Source organism: Streptomyces sp. NPDC044921, from assembly GCF_056432865.1.
This window is the reverse complement of record NZ_JBWKIF010000002.1, coordinates 331,636-350,720: the sequence shown is the minus strand read 5'-3', so window position 1 is coordinate 350,720 and position 19,085 is coordinate 331,636. Positions and strand designations below refer to the sequence as shown.

Here is a 19,085-nt window from a genome sequence, read left to right as displayed (position 1 = left end):
GGGGGGGGGGGGGGGCGGGGGGGGGGTTTTGGTGCCCGGGGGGGCGGTGCCCGCCGGGGGGGGGGCCCCCGCGGGGGGGGGGGCCCCCCCCGGCGTGGGGGCCGACACCGTCAGGCCATCGCCTCCGTCAGCCCGCCGCCTCCGTCAGGCCACCGGACCGGCGATGCCGCTCTGCAGCAGGTGCCGTCCCTGCCGGAGGAGGTCGTTCAGCCGCAGGGCGAGCCGGGCCGCGGCGTCGTACAGGGCGTGCACGGCCGGGAGGCGTTCCAGCCGCGGGGCCAGCGCCGACAGGGCGATGGCGAGGGCCACGCCCGCCCAGGCGACGGGCCCCAGCGGGGTGCAGCCGAAGAAGTGGCTGACGCCGGGCGTTTGGACGAGTGCGGCGAGCACGGCGGCCGAGCCGAGGGCCGTGACCCACACCAGCGGGCTGTGACGCCGCCCGGAGAGGGTCTGCACCAGCTGGGCACCGACCACCCCGCACAGGGCCATGGTCGTGGAGCGGCGTTCGGTGCCGGGCGTGAGCCGGCCGATGAGGTACGCCGTGACCGCCCCGAGGCAGGTGGTGATGCCGCGGCGGCGGATGGAGCGCAGCAGGGGCGCGCCGAGCACGTTGAGGCCCATCGGCCCGGTCGCGGCGTGCTGCGCCGTCGAGGGATCGTCGCTGGGGGTCACCGCGACGGCCATGGCCGGGAACATGTCGGTGAGCAGGTTGACCAGCAGCAGCTGACGGGTCGACAGGGGTGAGGCGCCGGCGAGGAGGGTGCCGAGGACGCTGAAGCCGACCTCGCCGGCGTTGCCGCCGATGAGGATGCTGACGGCGTCGGCGACGCTGCGCCACAGGGCACGTCCCTCGACGACGGCGTCGACCAGGACGGACAGGTCCCCGGTGGTCAGGACCAGGTCGGCGGCGTTGCGGGCGGCGGCGGAGCCGCGGGACTCCACCCCCACTCCGACGTCGGCGGCGCGGATGGCGGCGGCGTCGTTGGCGCCGTCGCCCGCCATCGCCACGACCCGGCCCGCCTGTTGCAGGGCCTCGACGACGTGCAGCTTCTGCTCGGGCGCCACGCGGGCGACGACACCCGCGTCGCGTAGGACCCGCACGCGCCGGCGGCGTTCCATGGCGACCAGCTCGTCGCCCGTGACGACCTCGGTCTCCTCCGGCCAGCCCAGTTGCAGGGCGATGGCCCGGGCCGTCTCCGGATGGTCGCCGGTGAGCATGACGGGCACGATGCCGGAGCGGCGCAGCTCCACGAGCAGGCCGTGCGAGGTGTCGCGGGGTACGTCGGCGAGGGCGATCAGGCCGCTGAACTCCAGGTCGCCCAGGGGCGCTTCGAGTTCGGCGTCAGCGTCGTCGGCCCGGCAGGGGCGGCGGGCCACGGCGAGCACGCGCAGGCCCTTGCCGGCCAGCTCGTGGGCGGTGTCGGTGGCGTGCGCGGGCAGGTCCCGGCAGGCGGGCAGGATCGTCTCGGGCGCGCCCTTGACCACGAGGATCTCACCGAAGTCGGGGTCGCCGTCGCGGCCGACGGCGGCGGCGTAGCCGCGCCGGGTCTCGAAGGGCAGCTCGCCGGTCGGGGCCCAGCCCTCGTCGGGCGGGGCGACGTCGAGGACGGCCTCGTCGGTGGCGTGCGCGATGCGGCGGCCCTGCCCGGTGTCCTCCTGCGGGCAGGCGCGCGCGGCCAGGCGCACGACGGCGGCGGCCTGTTCGGCGTCCGTGGCCAGGACGGTGCCGTCGGCGGTGGCCACGCGGACCAGGCGCAGTCTGTTCTCGGTGAGGGTGCCGGTCTTGTCGAAGCAGACGGTGTCGACGCGGCCGAGCGCCTCCAGGGTGCGCGGGGTGCGCACCAGGACGCCGCGCCGGGACAGCCGGCGGGCGGCCGCCATCTGCGCGACGGTCGCGACGAGCGGGAGCCCCTCGGGGACGGCGGCGACGGCGACGGCGACACCGCCGCTGACGGCACGGCGGACGGGGCTGCCGCGCAGCAGGGACAGGCCGGTCACCGCGGCCCCGCCGGTGAAGGTCACCGGCAGTGCCTTGCGGGTGAGTTCCTGGAGCCGGGCCTGGACGCCCGCGGGCGGCGGGGTGCGGGCGGCGAGCGTGACGGCGCGGCCGGCCTCCGTCTGGTCGCCGGTGTCGACGACGAGCGCGGTCGCCCGTCCGGCCACGACGGTGGTGCCCTCGAACACCATGCAGCTGCGCTGGGCCACCGGCGCGCCGGGAGTGGCCTCGACGGACTTCCCCACGGGCAGGGACTCGCCGGTGAGCGCGGACTCGTCGACCTCCAGGCCGTCGACGTCCAGCAGGCGCGCGTCGGCGGGTACGACGTCGCCGGCGCCGAGGCTGATCTCGTCCCCGGGGTGCAGCCGGGTGGCGTCGACGGTCACCGTGCGCTTGCGGCTGTCCTGCTTGCGGGCCTTGGGCTGCTGCCGGGCCGCGAGCCGTGCGAGGGCCTGTTCGGCGCGCATCCGCTGCAGCCCGCCGGTCACGGCGTTGAGGTCCATCGCGCCGACGACCAGCAGCGCGTCGACGAGCGAGCCGAGCAGCGCCGAGGCGACGGCGCCGGTGGCGAGGACGGGGGTGAGCGGGTCGTCGAGCTCGCGGCGTACGGCGCCGGCCGCCTGCCACGTCCAGCGGGCCGGGGCGGCGGCGGGGTGGCGGGCCACGCGGGCGGCCTGCCGTCGTGACCGGTCGGCGAGCAGGGCGAGTCCGCGGGGCTCCTCGTCGCGGTGGGCACGCCTCAGCCGTTCGCGGGCCTCGTGGGGTTCCAGGGCGTGCCAGGGAATGTGCAGCCGGGGCTGCGGCGGGGTGGCCCGGGCCACCCGGGTGGCTTCGAGCCAGCCGGTGAGCAGGGCGTTGACGGCGGCGATGTTGACGGGTGCGTGGCGGGTGAGGGGCCACAGCAGGTGCCGGCCCGGGGGCCGCCCGCCGCGGGCGACCAGCAGGCCGGACAGGGCGGCGCCGGCGCGGGCCAGCGTCTGGGAGCGGCGTCCGACGCGCCGGGCGGCCGGGATGGCCGTGAGCAGCCGCCAGACGTCGGCGAGGCCGCCCGGGGCCAGCACGTCGGTGCCCCAGGAGACGGCGGAGGGGCCGTCGGTGAGGGCGATGGCGACGTCGCCCGCGGGCAGCCCGGCCACCACGGGGCCGTCACCGGACTCGTGCAGCCGGGCGACGGTCACCACCACGTGCCCGTCGTCCTGCAGGGCTCGTACGACGTCGCCGAAGGGGCGGCTGCCCGGGGCCACTTCGTCGGCGAGCCGGGTGATGTCCTTCAGGTCCGAGCCGCCCGCGATGACGACGTGCAGTCCCGCGCGGCGGGCGGCGTCGAGGACGGCCTCGGCGAAGGGGTGCACCGGGTCGTCGTCCGGGCCGTCGGGGTCGCCGTCGGCCACGGGTCCGTTGCGCAGGGCGTCGGCGTGCAGGACGAGCGCGTCGGCGATCTCCAGCTGGCGCAGCCGTTCCCCGCTGCGGACGAGGATCCCGGCGTGGGCGAGGAAGGTGCCGAGGGTCGCGCTGAAGGCGGCCGGTCCGTACCGGGCCGCCTTCGGGGAGCCGGCGAGGACCGCTTCGGCGGCGTCGTTGGCGTTGTGGGTGACGAGGAGGGTGGCGGCGGCGCCGGCGAGGCTCCCGGTGCTGGCGTGGGAGGCGTACTCCTGGGCGGGCGTCACCTTCAGGGGCGGCCGGGTGTCCGTGGGGCCGGGCAGGCTGGTGCGCCCGGCGCGGCAGACGTCGTCGTGCAGTGCCTCGAAGGCCGCGGCCCTGGCCACGGCTTCGGTGAGCTGGGTGCTCCGCAGGACTCCGTCGAGGACGAGCGCCAGCGGGGTCTGGCCGACTCCGTGTGCGGCCGCGTTGGCGGCGGCGAGGACGAGTTCCATGCCGGAGGCGCCGAACCGGCGGCGGAGCACCGCCCGGAAGCGGGGATTCTCGCGCAGCAGGGTGACGGTGGCGGTGACGATGCGCGAGGCGGGCGGCAGGCGCAGCGAGCGGCCGGCCAGGGCACCGGCCGCGCCGGCGGCGTCCAGCAGGATCGCCGCGGCGGTGACGCGCACCTCGCCGGGGTCGCCGGGGTGCGTGGTCTCGGGGGCCTCCGGATCGGCGTCCTCCCCGAGGCCGAGACGGGTGGCGAGCGCGGTGGCCCGTTCGGTGACGCGGTCGGTGGCGGCGTCCTCGGCGAGGGTGATCACCAGCCGGGCCAGGCCCTCGTCCCAGTGGGCGGCGAGCACGTCGGGGTGGTCGAGGAGTTCCCCGGCCACCGCGCGGGCGAGCGCGCCGGTGTCGCCGCCCGGGTGCCGCAGGGCGAGGTGGACGCGCCGTCCGGCCGTCCAGTGGGGGCCGCCGGTGAGGGCGTTGCGCGCGACGTTGCGCACGCGACGGGTGGTGTCGTAGACGGACGTCACGGTCTGGGCGGTGCCGCGGGCGGCCCCGGCGGCCGCCCCGGCCATGGCCCCGACCAGCGGGGCGACGTCGAAGCGTGTGAGCATCTCCTGCTTCCCGGTTCAGCCGGTGGGGTGACGGTCGTGTCCGTGCTGAGGGGACCGGTCGCCGTGGTGGTGTTCCGCGCCGTGGTGGGCGGTGGCTTCGGCGACCTGCTTCAGGGCGGAGGCGGTGGCGGTGTCGCCGACCTTGGCGGGCTGTTCGTGCACGTGCTGTTCCTGCCGGTCGTGCCGGTAGTGCGACGAGGCGAGGCGGGCACCGGGGCCGTAGTCGGAGGTGTCCGGCTCGTCCGGGTCCGCGGCTGCGGATCCCTCGCCCGGCCGGGCGGTGCTGCCGGTGCCGCCGTTGGTCGACGCGCCGTCGGGGCGCTGTCCGGGCCGTGGCTGGGTGAGCCAGGCGACGGCGGCTCCGGTCAGTGCCACGGGCCACTCGACGACCCCGGCCACACCGAGGACGCCGGCACCGGCGTACACGGCCATGCGGCGCCCGCGCGGCGAGACCGCGCCGATCTTGTCGAGGGCGTCGCCGTCGACCTTGCCGACCTGGTCCGCGCCGGGCAGGTGCCTCAGCCCGGAGGCGACGGCCCGCAGCGGCTGCGGAAGATCGGAGGAACGGGGTGTCTCCTGGTTCATGGCGACCTCCGCGAGCGCGTTGTTCGGCGGCTTCAACCGGTTTCCCAGCTCTTTGCCCCATATTCCGCCTTCGGCGAAGCGCGCGCTTGTCTTGTACGCCCGGGCTCGCGACCGGGGCGTCAGACGACGGTCTGGCCGTCGTGGGCCCCGCCCATGCAGCGCTTCGTCCAGCCCTGTCCACCCTCGCCCACGGCGGAGATGATGATCATGCCGCCACCGGCGATGCACTGGCTCGCCGTGACGTCCGCGGGCAGTGCCGCGGCGCGGGCGGGCGCGGCGGGCGCGGCCAGGGCCAGGGCGATGAGCAGGCCGTACGGCAGCTTGCGCATGAGGACTCCTTCGGACGGGCGGACCGGACAAGGGTGCCGTCCCAGCGTCGCCAGGGCGCTCCGGGACCGCCACCCGGGCGGGGGGACCGGGGAGGGTGGCAGCCCGGCCGGGACGGCGGCCCCGCGGTGCCCGCCGGAGACGGCCGGAGCCTTCCGTGTCGGCGCGGGCGCTCCGGGTACTCAGTGCGGCACACACGCAGGCCGTTTCGGGTCCGGGCGCCGCGCGGGAGCGGATGGTCCGGTCCGGTGAATGGGAGTGGTCATGACGCAGAACGGGGATGACGCGACGCTCGTGCGGCGGCCGGGGGACGCCGGCCTCGGGGAGGGGCCGGAGGGGACCGAGCCCGCGCCACCGCAGGCCCTGCAGGCCGACGAACCGCCGCAGGACCTGCCCCTGGACCGCAACCAGGCGATCCTGGAGGCGGCCAAGCAGGTCGGGGCGCTGCTGAAGCGCAAGGGGCACCTCTTCGCGTTGGCCGGCAGCGTGGCCGCCTACGCCCACGGCGGCGAGAAGAACCTCCAGCACGACGTCGACTTCGCCATCCGGCCCGAGGACGCCGACGCGGTGGCCGCCACGCTGCGCGACGCGGGGCTGACGGTCTACACGCCGCCGGAGGACTGGCTGATCAAGGCCACGTGTTTCGGCCAGCCGGTGGACATCATCTTCGAGCTCGCGCACCGGCCGGTCGGCGCGGACATGCTGGAGCGGGCGGAGGAGCTGTCGGTCGACTCGGTGCGCATGCCCGTGCTGGCCCCGACCGACCTGCTGTGGAGCCTGACCGCCGCGTTCTCCGAACATCACTGCGACTTCGGCGCGGCCCTGCCCATCGCCCGGGCCCTGCGCGAGAAGGTCGACTGGGAGCGGGTGCGGCGCGAGTGCGGGGACGAGCCCATGCCCGCGGCGTTCTTCTTCCTGCTGGAGCGCCTGAACGTCATCTGAAGGAGCACCCATGAGCACCCACGGTTCCCAGGGCGCCGGCGGCGGGCCGGCGGAGAACCTGGACTACCGCATCGCCCATCTGCAGGACCGCCTCGCCTCGGGCGAGCTCGGTGAACTCGGCGTACGGGTCGAGGCCCGCGGTCAGGCGGTGCTGCTCACCGGCACCGTGCCCTCGGCGCCCTGCCGCGACGAGATCCTGCGCACCGTCCACGAGGAGCTGGCCGGGGTTCCGGTGCACAGCGACCTCGTGGTGACCGAGGCGTCCTGCCCCGACCACGCGGAGGAGCTCGCATGATCCGCATCGCAGCCGTCGGAGACATCCACATGGGGCCCGACAGCCAGGGCGTGCTCCGCCCCGCGTTCGAGACCCTGCCCGAGTGCGCCGACCTCCTGCTGCTGGCCGGCGACCTGACCCGGCACGGAACGCCCGAGGAGATGCGGGTGGTCGCCCGGGAGGTCCGGGACCTCGGTGTCCCGGTGGTCGCCGTCCTGGGCAACCACGACCACCACGACGACCGGCCCGAGGAGGTGACGGCCGTCCTGCGGGACGCCGGCGTGCACGTCCTGGAGGGGCAGCACACGGTCGTGGACAGCGGCGGGGCCCGGATCGGCGTGGCCGGTACGAAGGGGTTCGGCGGCGGGTTCGTCGGGCGCTGCGCCGGGGAGTTCGGCGAGCCGGTGATGAAGGAGTTCGTGCGCTACTCGCGCCGGTCCGCCGACGGCCTGCGCATCTCCCTGGAGCGACTCGGCGAGATGGGCTGCGACGCGCGGATCGCGCTGACCCACTACTCCCCCGTCGCCGACACGCTGGCGGGCGAGCCGCTGGAGATCTACCCGTTCCTGGGCAGCTACCTGCTGGCCGAGGCGATCGACACGGCCGGCGCCGACCTGGCGGTGCACGGGCACGCGCACGCCGGTACCGAGCACGGCATGACGAGCGGTGGCGTCAAGGTGCGCAACGTCGCCCAGCCGGTCATCGGGCGGGCCTTCCACGTCTATCACCTGCCGGTCCGCGACCGCGCGGCCTCCGGAGCCGCCGCGCACGCGGCCCATTAGGCCGCCCCCTCCCCCTCTCCCCCTCAGCCGCCGGCGCACGCCGGCGGCTTTTTCCGTGCCCGGAGCGGTCGGCCCCTCTCGTACCGCCTGTGGTGTGAACCCCCCGCACGTCGTGCCGGTTGCAGGCATTTTGTCTGCTTAGCATGCGAGCTCCGCGCTCCGCACGTCGGCGGTGTCCCCACGCGTCCGCCCGGGGCGCAACTGCCCCGTACGAGAGGACCTCAGATGGCGCTGACGGGCCGTCAAAGACCACCGTCCGACCATGCCTTCTCCCCGCACGACGCCGTACTGCGCTCCGCGGCCCCGCACGTCGCCCGCCGTCGCTTCCTGACCGTCACCGCGGCGGCCGCGCTGCTCGCCTTCTCCACCAACCGGCCGGCCCGCGGCGCCACCGCCGCCCCGGAGCTCGACGCGGCCCGGATCACCGACGACCCGTTCACGCTCGGGGTGGCCTCCGGGGACCCGCTGCCCGACTCGGTGCTGCTGTGGACCCGGCTGGCCCCCCAGCCGTTCGCGGAGGACGGCGGTCTGGGGCAGCAACGGGTCGTCGTCTACTGGGAAGTGGCCATGGACGAGTGGTTCGGCTTCGTCGAGCACCGGGGCGTGGCCACGGCCCACCCGGAGTACGCGCACAGCGTCCACGTCGACGTCAAGGGCCTCATGCCGGACAGCGAGTACTACTACCGGTTCCGGGTGGGCGCCTGGATCAGTCCGACCGGCCGCACCCGGACGGCACCGGCCGCGGGCAGCGACACCGACGGCATGCGGCTGGCCGCGGTCGCCTGCCAGGCCTACCAGGACGGCTACTACACCGCCTACCGGCACCTGGCGCAGGAGGACGTGCACGCCGTCTTCCACCTCGGGGACTACCTCTACGAGTACGCCGTGGACTCCGCGGGCGGGGCCCGCCGCTACACCGACCGCAAGCTGCCCGACGTGTTCAACCGCGAGACGACCACCCTGGCGGACTACCGATTGCGCTACTCCCTCTACAAGTCGGACCCCGACCTGCAGGCGGCCCACGCCCAGCACCCGTTCGTCGTCACCTGGGACGACCACGAGGTGGAGAACAACTACGCGGGCGCCATCGACGAGAAGGGGGGTGCCCCGGACCAGTTCCTGGTGCGCCGGGCCGCCGCCTACCGGGCGTACTGGGAGAACCAGCCGCTGCGCGCCGAGCAGTTGCCGCAGGGCCCGGACGCCCGGCTCTACCGCCGGCTCACGTGGGGCTCGCTCGCCCAGTTCGACATCCTCGACACCCGCCAGTACCGCACCGACCAGGCCTACAACGACCGGCCGCACCCGCCGGGCCCCGAGTCGGACGATCCGGCGCGCACCCTCACGGGCGACGCGCAGGAGCGCTGGCTGCTGGAAGGCTGGCGGTCCTCCGGCGCGCTGTGGAAGGTGATGCCCCAGCAGGTGTGCTTCTCCCAGCGCAAGTTCGACCTGACCGCGCCGGCCCGGGTCTCCATGGACGCCTGGGACGGCTACCGCGCCTCGCGCGACCGCGTGATGGCGGGCGCGAAGGCGGCGGGCGTCGCCAACTGGATGGTCCTCACCGGCGACGTCCACGTCGGCTACGCCTTCGACATCAAGGAGGACTTCGACGACCCGGCGTCCAGGACGGTCGGCACGGAGTTCACCTGCACCTCCATCGCCAGCGGCGGCGACGGCACGGAGAAGCCGTCCGACTGGGAGACGTACATGAAGGCCAACCCGCACATGAAGTACTTCGACGGCCGGCGCGGTTACGTCCGGGTCGAGCTCGGCCAGGACAACGCCCAGGTCGACTTCCGGACCGTCTCGGTCATCACGAAGCCCGGCGGCACCATCTCGACGACCGCGTCCTTCGTCACGGAGGTGGGATCGCCCGGCCTGCAGTCCGCCTGACGCCCGGCGCCCGTACTGCACATGGCGCCCTTCCCGGCGCCAAGGCGCGAACCGGGGCGGCCGGTGACATCACGCCGGGCCGTTCCGGCAAGGCCTCTGGCGGGAGCCTCACATGATCGGCACCCCGCATCGGACAGCGAAGGAGACACAGCGAATGGTCCACAGACATGCCCCGACCGGCCGCCGGGCGGCCCTCACCGTGCTCGGCGCGCTCGTCGCCACCGGGCTCCCCGCCGCGGCGGCGGCCGAGCCGACGCCCGCGGCCGGTCCCCTGCCCACAGCCGCGCAGACCCTGGGCGCCGACCGGCCGTCGGCCGCGCTGCTGCGCGCCCTGGAGCGCGATCTGGGGCTGACCCGGGCGCAGGCGTCCCGGCGGCTGGTCAACGAGGCCGAGGCGGGCACCCGGGCGGGGCTGCTGCGCAACGCCCTCGGCGACCGCTTCGCGGGGGCCTGGCTGCGCGGTACGACGTCGCAGGAGCTCGTGGTGGCGACCACGGACGCCGCGGACGTGCCCGCCATCAAAGCCCAGGGCGCCAAGGCGGCCGTGGTGAAGAAGCCGCTGCGCGACCTGCGGGCCGCGAAGGAGAGACTGGACGCGGCGGCGGCGAAGGTCAGTACGCGCGAGACGCCGCTGTGGTACGTCGACGTCCCGGCGAACCGGGTCGTGGTGGAAGCCGGCACCAAGGCCGCGGCCGCCGCGTTCGTCAAGGCGGCGGGGCTCGACGCCAAGAGCGTGGCCGTGAAGGTGACGGCCGACCGCCCGCGCCTCATGGCGGAGGTCACCGGTGGGGACGCCTACTACATCGAGGGCACGGCCCGCTGCTCCGTCGGCTTCTCCGTCACCAAGGGCGAGCAGCAGGGCTTCGCCTCGGCGGGTCACTGCGGCAAGCAGGGCGCGAAGACGACCGGGTTCGACCAGGCCGAACAGGGGACCTTCCAGGCGTCCACGTTCCCCGGCAAGGACATGTCCTGGGTGGCCGTCAACGAGCAGTGGACGGCCACGCCGAACGTGAAGGGCGAGGGCGAGCAGAAGGTGGAGATCACCGGCTCGGTCCAGGCGCTCGTGGGGGCCGCCGTCTGCCGCTCCGGGTCCACCACGGGATGGCACTGCGGCAAGGTCGAGCAGCACGACACGAGCGTCAGCTACGCCGAGGGCAAGGTGGACGGGCTCACCCAGACGACGGTGTGCGCCGAGCCGGGCGACTCGGGCGGTCCCTTCGTCGCCGGTGTCCAGGCGCAGGGCGTGACGTCCGGCGGCACCGGCGACTGCAAGAACGGTGGCACGACGTTCTACCAGCCGATCATTCCGCTGCTCAGCGACTTCGGCCTGACGCTGAAGACGGCGGAGGCCGAGGCCCCGCAGCCGCAGGGCAACGTGGCGCAGAGCTGGGCCGCGGGCCGGGTGTACGAGGCCGGTGCCACGGTGACCCACGCGGGCGTGCGCTACCAGTGCCTGCAGACGCACCAGGCGCAGGGCCCCTGGGCGCCGACCCACACCCCGGCCCTGTGGCACCGGGTGTGACGAGGGGTCAGGGCTGTCCGGCGCCGGCGCGGCCTGTGCCGTCGGCGCCGGACGGGTCCGGGAACTCCCCGGCGAGCAGCGCGTACGCGGTGGCGACGAACGGGTCGTGGGCGCGGAAGCGGCGGGTGCACACGGCGGCCAGGGCGGTGCCGGTGTCGGGGCGGAAGCCGAGGAACGCCTGCTGGCCGAGGGTCGCGCCGCTGTGGAAGTACATCGGACCGCCGTCGGTGGGGTGACGGAACCAGGCGAGGGTGTGCACATGCCGGTGGGTCAGGCCCCGGCGCAGCACGGGAACGCGCACCGCGCGCAGGGCGGGGACCAGGGCCGGGGGTGCGGCGGCCGGGTCCAGGTGGGCTTCCAGGAACGTGAGCAGGTCGTGCGGGGTGGCGCGGACGGCGCCCGCGGCCTGGAAGCCGCCGGCGTCGAAGGCGGGCACGGGCGACACGCCGTCCTTGCCGTGCCCGGAGGCGTCGGGGCCGGAACCGCCGGGACCCGGGGCGTGCGGGTGCAGGGCCGTGCCGGTGAGGCCGAGCGGGCGCAGGACCCGCTCGGTGAGCAGGTCCTCCCAGGGGATGCCGGTGGCGGCGGCCAGGGCGTGTCCCAGCACGGCCACGCCGTAGTTGGAGTAGCACCAGCGGGTGCCGGGGCGGCGGCGGGACCGGTGGCGCAGGAAGGCGTCGACGACCCGGTCGGCCGGGAAACGCGCGTAGGGATTGGTGTGCCAGGCGGACAGGCCCCGGAGGTAGAAGCCGGCCGGCAGGGCGGGCAGTCCGGAGGTGTGCGTGATCAGGTGGGCGAGCGTCACAGGGTCCGTTCCGGCGGGCCGCCGCCGGTCCAGGAGGGCGGTGGCCGGTTCGCCGCCGGTCAGTTCGCCGGCGTGGATGAGGCCGGCCAGCAGCAGCCCGGTGAACGTCTTGGTGGCCGAGCCGATCTCGTAGCGCAGGTCCTCGCGGGCCGGCGGTGGAGCCGGGGCGGTACCGCCGCTGCGCAGGGTGCGGTGGCCGTGCCGCGAGAGGGCGAAGACGGCGTCGGGCGCGTCGGCGGCGGCGACGGCGGCCGCGAGCAGGTCGTCGTCCGACGGCAGGACCGGCCCGTCGGCGGACCGGAGGGCTCGTCCCGGCGCGGTGGCGGGCGCGGGCCGGTGCGCGTCGTCCAGCCGGGTGCCCGGCCACGGGGCGGGCGGGAGCGCCGTCACGAGGCCTCCGCCAGGGCGGACAGGGCCCGGGAGGTGGCCAGGACGGACGCGAACGCGGCGACCAGGGTGGGGTGGTAGACGATGTCGAAGATCTCGTCGGGCGTGCCCTCGGGCATCGCGCGGATCGCCGGCACGGCTCCGTCGGGCTGCTGCGCGGCGGCGAAGGCCCGCCAGGCGCGTTCGTCGAGGGTGGGGCGGGGCAGGCAGGCGTCGACGACGAGCAGTTCGCCCAGCAGGTCCCAGCGCTCCAGGTCCAGCCAGTCGTCGATCCAGACCGGCAGCCAGGTGGCGAGGTAGTCGGCGATGTCCGGGGGCAGGCCGCCCGGGTTCTCGCCCCAGTCGGTGAGGTGGAACACCGTGTGGGTGATGTCGTAGCCGATGTGGCCCTCGACGGTCCACGGTTCCGGGGTGCGGGCCAGCCAGGTCCCGCCCACCAGCTCGGCCTCGGGCGGGCGGGGCGTGAGGCCGAAGCGGCGCTGGAACGCGGACAGGCCGAGCCGGCGCGTCGGGGTGACCTCGAAAGCGACCCAGCTGTCGAGGCGGTGGTTCAGCACGGCGGCCCGCTCCACCTCCGGGTGGCTGTAGCCCAGTTCCTTGAACGGCAGGTACACCTCGAACGGGATGGGCGAGATCGGCTCCGTGCGCTGTCCGCGCACCAGGATGGCGCCGCCGTCGAGGGTCTCGCGCCAGGCGTGGTCGAGCAGTTTGCGGGCCAGTTCGGCCTGGCGTGAGCCGGCCACTCCCTCGCGGAACAGCACCTTGCAGATCATGGCCAGTTCACCGACCGGCTTGAAGCGCTCCAGGAAGCCGATCTCGGGGTCGACGTCGGGCTCCAGGCGGAAGCCGTCCCGGTGGGCCCACAGCCATTCGATGGCACCCACCCCGACGGTGTGTATCAGGCGCGTGTCGGTCATACCGGTACTCCTTGTCCGGCGGTCAGTGCCGCCGCGAAGGCCGCCATGAGGGTGGAGTGGTAGTGGTGCGCGAAGTACGCGCCGGGGTCGCCCGCGTCGCCCTCCTCCGGAAGTGCGCCCGAGGCGTCCCGGGCGGCGGCGATCCGCTCCCAGGCGTCGCCCGGGACGACGTCGTCCGGCAGGCCGGGCACGCTCGCGGCGACGGCCAGCAGTTCGCAGGCGAGGTCCCACATCCGCGCGTCCAGGCAGGTGTCGATCCAGGGCGGCAGCCAGTGGGCCAGGTAGGCGGCGAGGTCGCCGGGCACTCCCCCGTCGGCGCGTCCCCAGTCGGTGAGGTGGAAGACGACGTGGGTGAGGGCGTATCCGGCGGAGCGTTCGAAGGTCCAGGGTTCCGGCAGGCCGCCCAGCCAGGTGCGGCGCAGTGCCCGTTCGGCCGGCTCGTCCCGGTGGATCCGGCCGTGCTCCTCGGCCTTGAGGACGCCGAGGCGGCGGGTCGGTTCCTGCTCGGTGAGCCGCCAGCCGCGGGTGCGGGCGAGCGTGGCGGCGGCGGCTTCGTAGGCGGGGTGCCGGAACCCTCCCGCGGCCAGGGCGGCGTAGACCTCCAGCGGGTAGGTGGCGAAGGGCTCCAGCCGTTGCAGCCGGAGGAACAGCTCGCCCTCACCGGTCTGCCGCCAGGCGAACGCGAGCAGGTCGGCGGCGTGCCGGTGCAGGGGGTCGCCGGGAGCTGAGCGGCGCGTCACGGTCGCGCAGACCTGGGCCAGCTCACCGAGCGGTTTCCAGCTCCGGTTGACCTGGCCGTCGGCGGCCAGCGCGTCCTCGCCGAGCGCGAAGTCGGCGCGGTGGAAGGACGCCCAGGCCAGGGCCGCGCGCGCCACGTCGCGGACCTCCCGGGCCGGTGCGGTCACACCGGCGCTCCGGCGCGCAGCAGGCGTGCCGCCCGCACCTGGAGTGCCACCTGCGGGTCCTGGCCGCCCATCAGTTCCACGAAGTCCAGGCCCGCTTCCAGGCCGAGGGTGTCGGGGACGCCGTCCAGCAGGGCGAGCCAGCGGCCCGCTCCGGCCGCCTGCCGCCAGTCGCGGCGGCGCACGGCCCGGACGAAACCGCGGGCGACGTCGACGGGACGGCGGCCGGCCGCGCGGGTCACCGCGCACTCCTCGCCGGGCAGGGCGAGCGGGGCCAGTACGGCCAGTTGGTGGGTCAGGACCTGCCAGCTCGCGCCGTCCAGCCAGTCGGCGCCGGGGTCGGTTCCGCCGGCGGCTCCGGCGGCCGAGGACGGATCGAGCCGCCGCAGGGTGCGTGCCATGGCCCAGTGGCTCCACAGCACGGTGGGGGCCGCGTCGGCGCGAGGCGGGAAGGACTCCACGGCCTTGCGGAACACGGCGAGTTCGTCGGGGTCGGGTGGGGTGCCCAGCAGGACGGACGGCAGCAGCGCGTCGGATCCGAGCACGCGTACGGCCGCCAGTGCGATGCCTCCCGCGTCCGAGTCGACCGCCCCGGGGGCGGTCGCTCGCGCGTGGTCTCCGCCCCGGAGGGCGGAGACCACACTGGAGGCGAGGTCCTGCACCGCGCCCTGCAAGAGGGTCGAAGTGCCTGACTGCTCCATTGACTGCTCCCGTCGATCACTAGCCCTTCTTGGGACGCGGGGTCGGCGGCGACAGCAGGAGCTTTCCAGCCCCGGAGGACAGCGCCAGCGCTGCGCACTCGCGGCTGTCGCGGTAGACACCGTCCAGTTCGGCCGGGTCGAGTGCCGCCTCGATGTCGACGCTCGGAACACCGGTGAGTTCCTCGATGACCTTTTCCTTGGAAGGCATAGCACCATCTCCTTGAGCTGAGCGAGTACCTTCACCATTCGGATCTCCGGAATCGGGCAAAGCATGCCAAATTTCTCAGAAATCACTTCAGTAACATATTCAACATCTCAGGCGTGAGGGATCTGGTGAGCGTCCGTTAGGGCCTTCACGCGGTCGGGCACCCGCGCGAAGCAGACGACTGGGAAGCGTCCCCCGACCACGAGGAGGCCCCCGTGGCCCTGATCCGCGACGACGTACACCTCGCCCTCCGTGAGGAGGTGGCCGCGCGGGCCGACGCGCTGTGGGGCGTGGCCCGGCGGCTGCACGCCGACCCCGAGTACGCCTTCGCCGAGCACCGGGCGGCGGCGCTGCTCTCGGGCGAGCTGGAGCGCGCCGGGTTCGCCGTGGAGCGCGGGGTGGCCGGGATGCCGACGGCGTTCACCGGGCGCTCGGGCCGGGGCCGGCCGACCGTGGCGCTGCTGCTGGAGTACGACGCCCTGCCCGGCCTCGGCCACGCGTGCGGCCACAACCTCATCGCGGCGGCGGGCCTGGGGGCCGCGCTGGCCCTGGGCTCCGTGCCCGGGCTGTCCGCGGGTTGCGTGCTGGCCGTCGGCACGCCCGCCGAGGAGGGCGGCGGCGGCAAGGCCCTGGAGGCGGAGGCCGGTGTCTTCGACGACGTCGACGCGGCGCTGATGTTCCACCCGGGCGTCCACAGCTGGGCGCGGGCGCCGCTGACGGCGCAGGTGCAGTACCGGGTGGCCTTCCATGGCCGGGCCGCCCACCCGACGGGCAACCCGACCGAGGGCGTCGACGCCCTCGCGGCCCTGGTGGAGCTGTTCAGCGTGCTGGCCGTGCTGGGGCGGCGGCTGCCGGAGGGTTCGCACGTACAGGGCATCGTCACCCACGGCGGGACGGCCACGAACATCGTCCCGGAGTACGCCGAGGGCCTGTTCGGCCTGCGGGCGGCGACGACCGGGGCGCTGGAGGACCTCACCGAACGCCTGCGGGGCTGCGCCGACGGCGTGGCGCGGGCCACCGGCACCACCGCGGAGGTGGAGCGGGCGACCGTGCGCTACGAGCACTTCCGGGACAGCGAGGTGCTCTCCGAACGGTTCGCCGCCCACCTGGCCCGGGCCGGGATCCCGCTGTCCCCGCCCGCGCCGGGCGTCTACCTGGGCTCGTCCGACATCGGCAACGTCAGCACGCGGGTGCCCGCCATCCACCCCTTCGTGGCGATCACCGGGGAGGACGGCTCGGACCACACCCCCGAGTTCGCCGCCGCGGCCGCCTCGCCCCGGGCCCGCGAGGTGCTGGTCGCCGCGGCCGGGGCCCTCGCCTGCACCGCCGCCGACGTCCTGCTGTCGGAGGAACTGCGCGAGGAGGCGTGGGCGCGGCACCGGGCGGCGTGACTGGTTCGCCCGATGCCGGGGAACCCGGCGGACACCGGACCCACCGACACCTGGAGAGGGCCATGAGTCTGTTGCGTGTGCTCGGCCGCCCCATGCTCGCCTCGATGTTCCTCACGGGCGGCATGAACTCCGTCCGCGATCCCAAGCAGGTCGCCGACGCCGCCGAGCCTGTCGTCCGACCCGTCACCGAACGCGTCCCGGCCCTGCCCGACCGCACCGAGCAGGTCGTACGGCTGAGCGGCGCCGTGCAGGTCGCGGCGGGACTGATGCTGGCCACGGGACGCATGCCGCGCCCGGCCGCGCTGGCCATCGCGGCCACGCTGGTGCCCACGACGCTCGCGGGACACCGCTTCTGGGAGGCGGAGGACCCCGAGAAGCGGGCCGAGCAGCGCATCCAGTTCTTCAAGAACCTGTCCATGCTGGGCGGTCTGCTGATCGCCGCCGACGACACCGGTTCCCGCCCCTCGCTGCTGTGGCGCGGCTCGCGCGCCGCGCGCACCGCGCGCCGTGACGCGGGCCTGGTGCGGCGCTCCGTCCGCGCCACCGCGCGCCCGGCGGCCACGGCCGGGCGGGTGCGGGCCAAGCTGCCCGCCTGAGCCACCGGCGGGCCCGTCACGACCCCGCGTTAGCCCACCGAGGCGGAGGGGGACCCGGGGGCTGGAGGTGAAGGACATGGGACACGGAGGAAACGTCATCGAGGAGCTGGTGACCGATCACCGCGAGGTCGAGGAGATGTTCGGCAGGATCGAGGCGCTGCCGTCCGGTCACCAGGACCGCAAGGTCTACGCCGACCAGGTCACCATGGAACTCGTCCGGCACTCGGTGGCCGAGGAGGCCTACCTCTACCCGGCCGTGCGCGAGCACGTGGCGGGTGGGGACGCCCTGGCCGACCAGGAGCTGCGGGACCACGCCACGGCCGAGCAGATCATGAAGGATCTGGAGGGCTGCGACGCGGGCGACGCCGACTTCGACCGGCTCGTGGGCATGCTGATGAGCGAGATCCGCTCGCACATCGCCGACGAGGAGGGCAACCTCTTCCCCAGGCTGCGGCAGGTCTGCCCGATGGACACGCTGAACGAACTCGGCGACAAGGTCCGCCAGGCGAAGAAGACCGCCCCCACCCGGCCACACCCGGCGGCCCCCGACAAGCCTCCGGCCAACAAGCTGCTGGCCCCGGGCACCGGCATGGTCGACCGGCTGCGCGACGCGCTGTCCGGCCGCGGCAAGTTCGACTGACGCTGCCACCACCGCGAGAGAGAAGGGCCCGTCGCCTCGGCGACGGGCCCTTCTCCGTCGTCCGCGACGGTTCCTGTGGCCGCCGTCACCCGCGGCGGTCCGGGCGACGCCCTGGCCGGCGGCTGTGATCAACCACACTCGGGGGTCCAAATCCCCGGCGCGCTCAGGCGTTTGGCACAGGTCGGCGAGGCGCGGGAGGTGCGCACGGAACCGGCTCGGGGAGACCCTCTGCCACGATGGTCGGCGCCGTGACCCGGCGAGGGGAGCCACCGCGCAGCGCAGCCGGTGCTTCTCGCTCTCCTCGCCCCCTCCCCCCGAGTCCTCCGACTCCTCTTGCGAGTACCCCACTGTGTCTTCCGTGTCCTCCCCTGCCCAGCCCGCCTCGCGCTCGCCCTGGCGTGCGCTGGGGTACCGCAGCATGCGCTGGTGGTCCGTCGCCAACTTCGTGTCGAACGCCGGTACGTGGATGCAGCTGACCGTGCAGAACCTGCTGGTCCTGCAGATCACGGGGTCCGCGGCGGCGACGGGGCTGTCGATGTCGGTGCAGGCGGCGCCGGCGCTGCTGATGAGCGTGCTGGGCGGGGCCGTCGTGGACCGGTGGCCGCGCAGGCTGACGGCCGCCGTGAGCCAGGCGCTGCTCGGTGGGATCGCCTTCACGACGGCCGTGCTGGTGGCGCTGGACCGGCTCGACATGACCTCACTGCTGGTGCTCTCCGCCGTCACGGGTGTCGTCGCGACCGTCGACAACCCGGCGTGCGCGCTGCTGGGCAACGATCTCGTCCCGGCGGAGGACGTGCCCTCGGCCATCGGGGTCGGGGCGCTCGTGCACCAGGCGGGCCGGCTCGTGGGAGCGGCTCTCGCCGGGGTGGCCGTCGGGTTCCTCGGCACGGCCGCCGCGTACGTCGGCAACGGGCTGTCGTTCCTGTTCGTGGCCTCGGTCATCCCGTTCCTGCGGCCCGCCGCCGGAGCGGTACGGCACGAGGTCGCGCGGCACGGGCGGAGCGGTGCGGAGACGAGCGTGCGGGAGGGGCTGGCCTTCTTCGCGCGCCGGCCCCGGCTGGTGGCGCTCGCCGGGGTGACCGGGATCAGCGCGGTGTTCGGGCGCAACTACGGGCTCACCCTGGCCGTGCTCGTCACCGGGCCGCTCGCGGGTGGCGCCACTTCGTTCGGCACGGTGTCGACCGTGCTGGCGCTCGGCGGCATCCTCGGTGCGGTGCTCGGGGCCCGGCTGCGGCGTCCGTCGGTGCGGCTGGTGGGCGCGCTGGCGGCGGCCGGGGGGCTGCTCCAGGCGATGGCCGGCCTGTCGCCGTCGCTGGTGGTGCTGATCGCCCTGGTGCTGCCGATGGCCGTGGTCGAGTCCGTCTCCGACACCGCCGGTACTGCCGTCCTGCAGACCGACCCGCCCGCTCATCTGCGGGGCCGGGTGCTGGGGGTGTGGGGCAGCGTCGGCACGGTGTGGAGCCTGGGCGGCCCGCCCGCGCTCGGCCTGCTGATGGAGGCGGCGGGGGCCCGCGGCGCCCTCGTCACCGGCGGCCTGCTCATCGCGGGCGCGATCGGGGCGGGCCACCTGCTGCACCGGCGCGTCCCGGCACCGGTCCTGCTGCGCACGGGCGAGGGAGAGGTACGGGGGCAGCCGGCGCTGAGCGCGGCGGCCTGAGCGGCCGCCGGGCCGGGGGGGGGGGGGGGGCCCGCGGGGCCCCCCCCCGCCCGGCCCCCCCCCCCCCCCCCCCCCCCCCGCCGCCG

17 protein-coding genes are annotated in these 19,085 nt (G+C 75.1%); 9 read left to right on the top strand and 8 right to left on the bottom strand.

Going from position 1 to position 19,085, the window contains the following annotated elements:
- Positions 1-144: 144 nt before the first annotated feature.
- The 3 genes from AC07DA_RS04270 to AC07DA_RS04260 all read right to left on the bottom strand — a co-directional run bounded on the left by AC07DA_RS04270 (position 145) and on the right by AC07DA_RS04260 (position 5,390).
- Positions 145-4,476, bottom strand: coding sequence for a cation-translocating P-type ATPase (locus AC07DA_RS04270; protein WP_479124423.1), 4,332 nt, complete (start codon positions 4,474-4,476; stop codon positions 145-147).
- A 15-nt stretch (positions 4,477-4,491) separates the two neighbouring features.
- Positions 4,492-5,061 carry a hypothetical protein gene (locus tag AC07DA_RS04265; RefSeq protein WP_479124421.1) on the bottom strand — a complete coding sequence of 190 codons (570 nt, stop codon included), beginning with the start codon at positions 5,059-5,061 and terminating at the stop codon, positions 4,492-4,494.
- Between the two features lie 119 nt (positions 5,062-5,180).
- Positions 5,181-5,390, bottom strand: a complete 210-nt coding sequence (locus AC07DA_RS04260; protein ID WP_479124420.1) for a hypothetical protein — start codon at positions 5,388-5,390, stop codon at positions 5,181-5,183.
- 262 nt (positions 5,391-5,652) lie between these two features.
- On the opposite strand from AC07DA_RS04260, the gene AC07DA_RS04255 reads away from it, so the two are divergent.
- From AC07DA_RS04255 to AC07DA_RS04235, 5 genes are all read left to right on the top strand, one after another.
- Complete coding sequence (locus AC07DA_RS04255; RefSeq protein ID WP_479124418.1) at positions 5,653-6,330, top strand: nucleotidyltransferase family protein; 678 nt, start codon at positions 5,653-5,655, stop codon at positions 6,328-6,330.
- A gap of 10 nt (positions 6,331-6,340) precedes the next feature.
- Positions 6,341-6,625: a BON domain-containing protein gene (locus tag AC07DA_RS04250; RefSeq protein WP_479124417.1), complete on the top strand. Its 285-nt coding sequence runs from the start codon at positions 6,341-6,343 to the stop codon at positions 6,623-6,625.
- The gene (locus AC07DA_RS04245) at positions 6,622-7,386 is read left to right on the top strand and encodes a metallophosphoesterase family protein (protein ID WP_479124416.1); all 765 of its coding nucleotides are present in this window, start codon (positions 6,622-6,624) and stop codon (positions 7,384-7,386) included. Before AC07DA_RS04250 ends, AC07DA_RS04245 begins: the two co-directional genes overlap by 4 nt.
- A gap of 225 nt (positions 7,387-7,611) precedes the next feature.
- A complete protein-coding gene (locus AC07DA_RS04240; RefSeq protein ID WP_479124414.1) occupies positions 7,612-9,276 on the top strand; it encodes an alkaline phosphatase D family protein in 1,665 nt (554 codons plus the stop codon).
- A gap of 154 nt (positions 9,277-9,430) precedes the next feature.
- Positions 9,431-10,798: an alpha-lytic protease prodomain-containing protein gene (locus tag AC07DA_RS04235; RefSeq protein ID WP_479124413.1), complete on the top strand. Its 1,368-nt coding sequence runs from the start codon at positions 9,431-9,433 to the stop codon at positions 10,796-10,798.
- A gap of 7 nt (positions 10,799-10,805) precedes the next feature.
- Here the strand turns inward: AC07DA_RS04235 and AC07DA_RS04230 are convergent, their stop codons facing one another.
- From AC07DA_RS04230 to AC07DA_RS04210, 5 genes are read right to left on the bottom strand one after another with little or no spacing between them, the layout of a single operon-like run.
- Complete coding sequence (locus AC07DA_RS04230; RefSeq protein WP_479124412.1) at positions 10,806-11,993, bottom strand: serine hydrolase domain-containing protein; 1,188 nt, start codon at positions 11,991-11,993, stop codon at positions 10,806-10,808.
- On the bottom strand, positions 11,990-12,907 hold the full coding sequence (locus tag AC07DA_RS04225) for a DUF6895 family protein (protein ID WP_479124410.1): 918 nt from the start codon (positions 12,905-12,907) through the stop codon (positions 11,990-11,992). Before AC07DA_RS04225 ends, AC07DA_RS04230 begins: the two co-directional genes overlap by 4 nt.
- Positions 12,904-13,812 (bottom strand): DUF6895 family protein, encoded by a 909-nt coding sequence (locus tag AC07DA_RS04220; protein ID WP_479124408.1) that lies wholly within the window; start codon positions 13,810-13,812, stop codon positions 12,904-12,906. The genes AC07DA_RS04225 and AC07DA_RS04220 overlap by 4 nt, the downstream gene beginning before the upstream one ends.
- On the bottom strand, positions 13,809-14,510 hold the full coding sequence (locus AC07DA_RS04215) for a hypothetical protein (RefSeq protein WP_479124407.1): 702 nt from the start codon (positions 14,508-14,510) through the stop codon (positions 13,809-13,811). Before AC07DA_RS04215 ends, AC07DA_RS04220 begins: the two co-directional genes overlap by 4 nt.
- 19 nt (positions 14,511-14,529) lie before the next feature.
- Positions 14,530-14,718, bottom strand: coding sequence for a hypothetical protein (locus AC07DA_RS04210; protein ID WP_479124406.1), 189 nt, complete (start codon positions 14,716-14,718; stop codon positions 14,530-14,532).
- A gap of 212 nt (positions 14,719-14,930) precedes the next feature.
- Here AC07DA_RS04210 and AC07DA_RS04205 point away from each other — a divergent pair, with 212 nt between their 5' ends.
- From AC07DA_RS04205 to AC07DA_RS04190, 4 genes are all read left to right on the top strand, one after another.
- Entirely contained in the window at positions 14,931-16,106 is a 1,176-nt protein-coding gene (locus tag AC07DA_RS04205; protein WP_479124404.1) for an amidohydrolase, read from the top strand.
- A 62-nt stretch (positions 16,107-16,168) separates the two neighbouring features.
- On the top strand, positions 16,169-16,702 hold the full coding sequence (locus AC07DA_RS04200; RefSeq protein ID WP_479124403.1) for a DoxX family protein: 534 nt from the start codon (positions 16,169-16,171) through the stop codon (positions 16,700-16,702).
- Between the two features lie 76 nt (positions 16,703-16,778).
- Complete coding sequence (locus tag AC07DA_RS04195) at positions 16,779-17,342, top strand: hemerythrin domain-containing protein (protein ID WP_479124401.1); 564 nt, start codon at positions 16,779-16,781, stop codon at positions 17,340-17,342.
- A gap of 418 nt (positions 17,343-17,760) precedes the next feature.
- On the top strand, positions 17,761-18,999 hold the full coding sequence (locus tag AC07DA_RS04190) for an MFS transporter (protein ID WP_479124712.1): 1,239 nt from the start codon (positions 17,761-17,763) through the stop codon (positions 18,997-18,999).
- Positions 19,000-19,085 lie beyond the last annotated feature (86 nt).

Excerpts from the sequence above, each read along its gene's own strand:
- AC07DA_RS04245 (WP_479124416.1), top strand. The coding sequence starts at position 6,622 with ATGATCCGCATCGCAGCCGTCGGAGACATCCACATGGGGCCCGACAGC.
- AC07DA_RS04270 (WP_479124423.1), bottom strand. The coding sequence starts at position 4,476 with ATGCTCACACGCTTCGACGTCGCCCCGCTGGTCGGGGCCATGGCCGGG.
- AC07DA_RS04225 (WP_479124410.1), bottom strand. The coding sequence starts at position 12,907 with ATGACCGACACGCGCCTGATACACACCGTCGGGGTGGGTGCCATCGAA.
- AC07DA_RS04215 (WP_479124407.1), bottom strand. The coding sequence starts at position 14,510 with ATGGAGCAGTCAGGCACTTCGACCCTCTTGCAGGGCGCGGTGCAGGAC.
- AC07DA_RS04200 (WP_479124403.1), top strand. The coding sequence starts at position 16,169 with ATGAGTCTGTTGCGTGTGCTCGGCCGCCCCATGCTCGCCTCGATGTTC.
- AC07DA_RS04255 (WP_479124418.1), top strand. The coding sequence starts at position 5,653 with ATGACGCAGAACGGGGATGACGCGACGCTCGTGCGGCGGCCGGGGGAC.
- AC07DA_RS04250 (WP_479124417.1), top strand. The coding sequence starts at position 6,341 with ATGAGCACCCACGGTTCCCAGGGCGCCGGCGGCGGGCCGGCGGAGAAC.
- AC07DA_RS04240 (WP_479124414.1), top strand. The coding sequence starts at position 7,612 with ATGGCGCTGACGGGCCGTCAAAGACCACCGTCCGACCATGCCTTCTCC.
- AC07DA_RS04195 (WP_479124401.1), top strand. The coding sequence starts at position 16,779 with ATGGGACACGGAGGAAACGTCATCGAGGAGCTGGTGACCGATCACCGC.
- AC07DA_RS04210 (WP_479124406.1), bottom strand. The coding sequence starts at position 14,718 with ATGCCTTCCAAGGAAAAGGTCATCGAGGAACTCACCGGTGTTCCGAGC.
- AC07DA_RS04265 (WP_479124421.1), bottom strand. The coding sequence starts at position 5,061 with ATGAACCAGGAGACACCCCGTTCCTCCGATCTTCCGCAGCCGCTGCGG.
- AC07DA_RS04235 (WP_479124413.1), top strand. The coding sequence starts at position 9,431 with ATGGTCCACAGACATGCCCCGACCGGCCGCCGGGCGGCCCTCACCGTG.
- AC07DA_RS04190 (WP_479124712.1), top strand. The coding sequence starts at position 17,761 with ATGCGCTGGTGGTCCGTCGCCAACTTCGTGTCGAACGCCGGTACGTGG.
- AC07DA_RS04260 (WP_479124420.1), bottom strand. The coding sequence starts at position 5,390 with ATGCGCAAGCTGCCGTACGGCCTGCTCATCGCCCTGGCCCTGGCCGCG.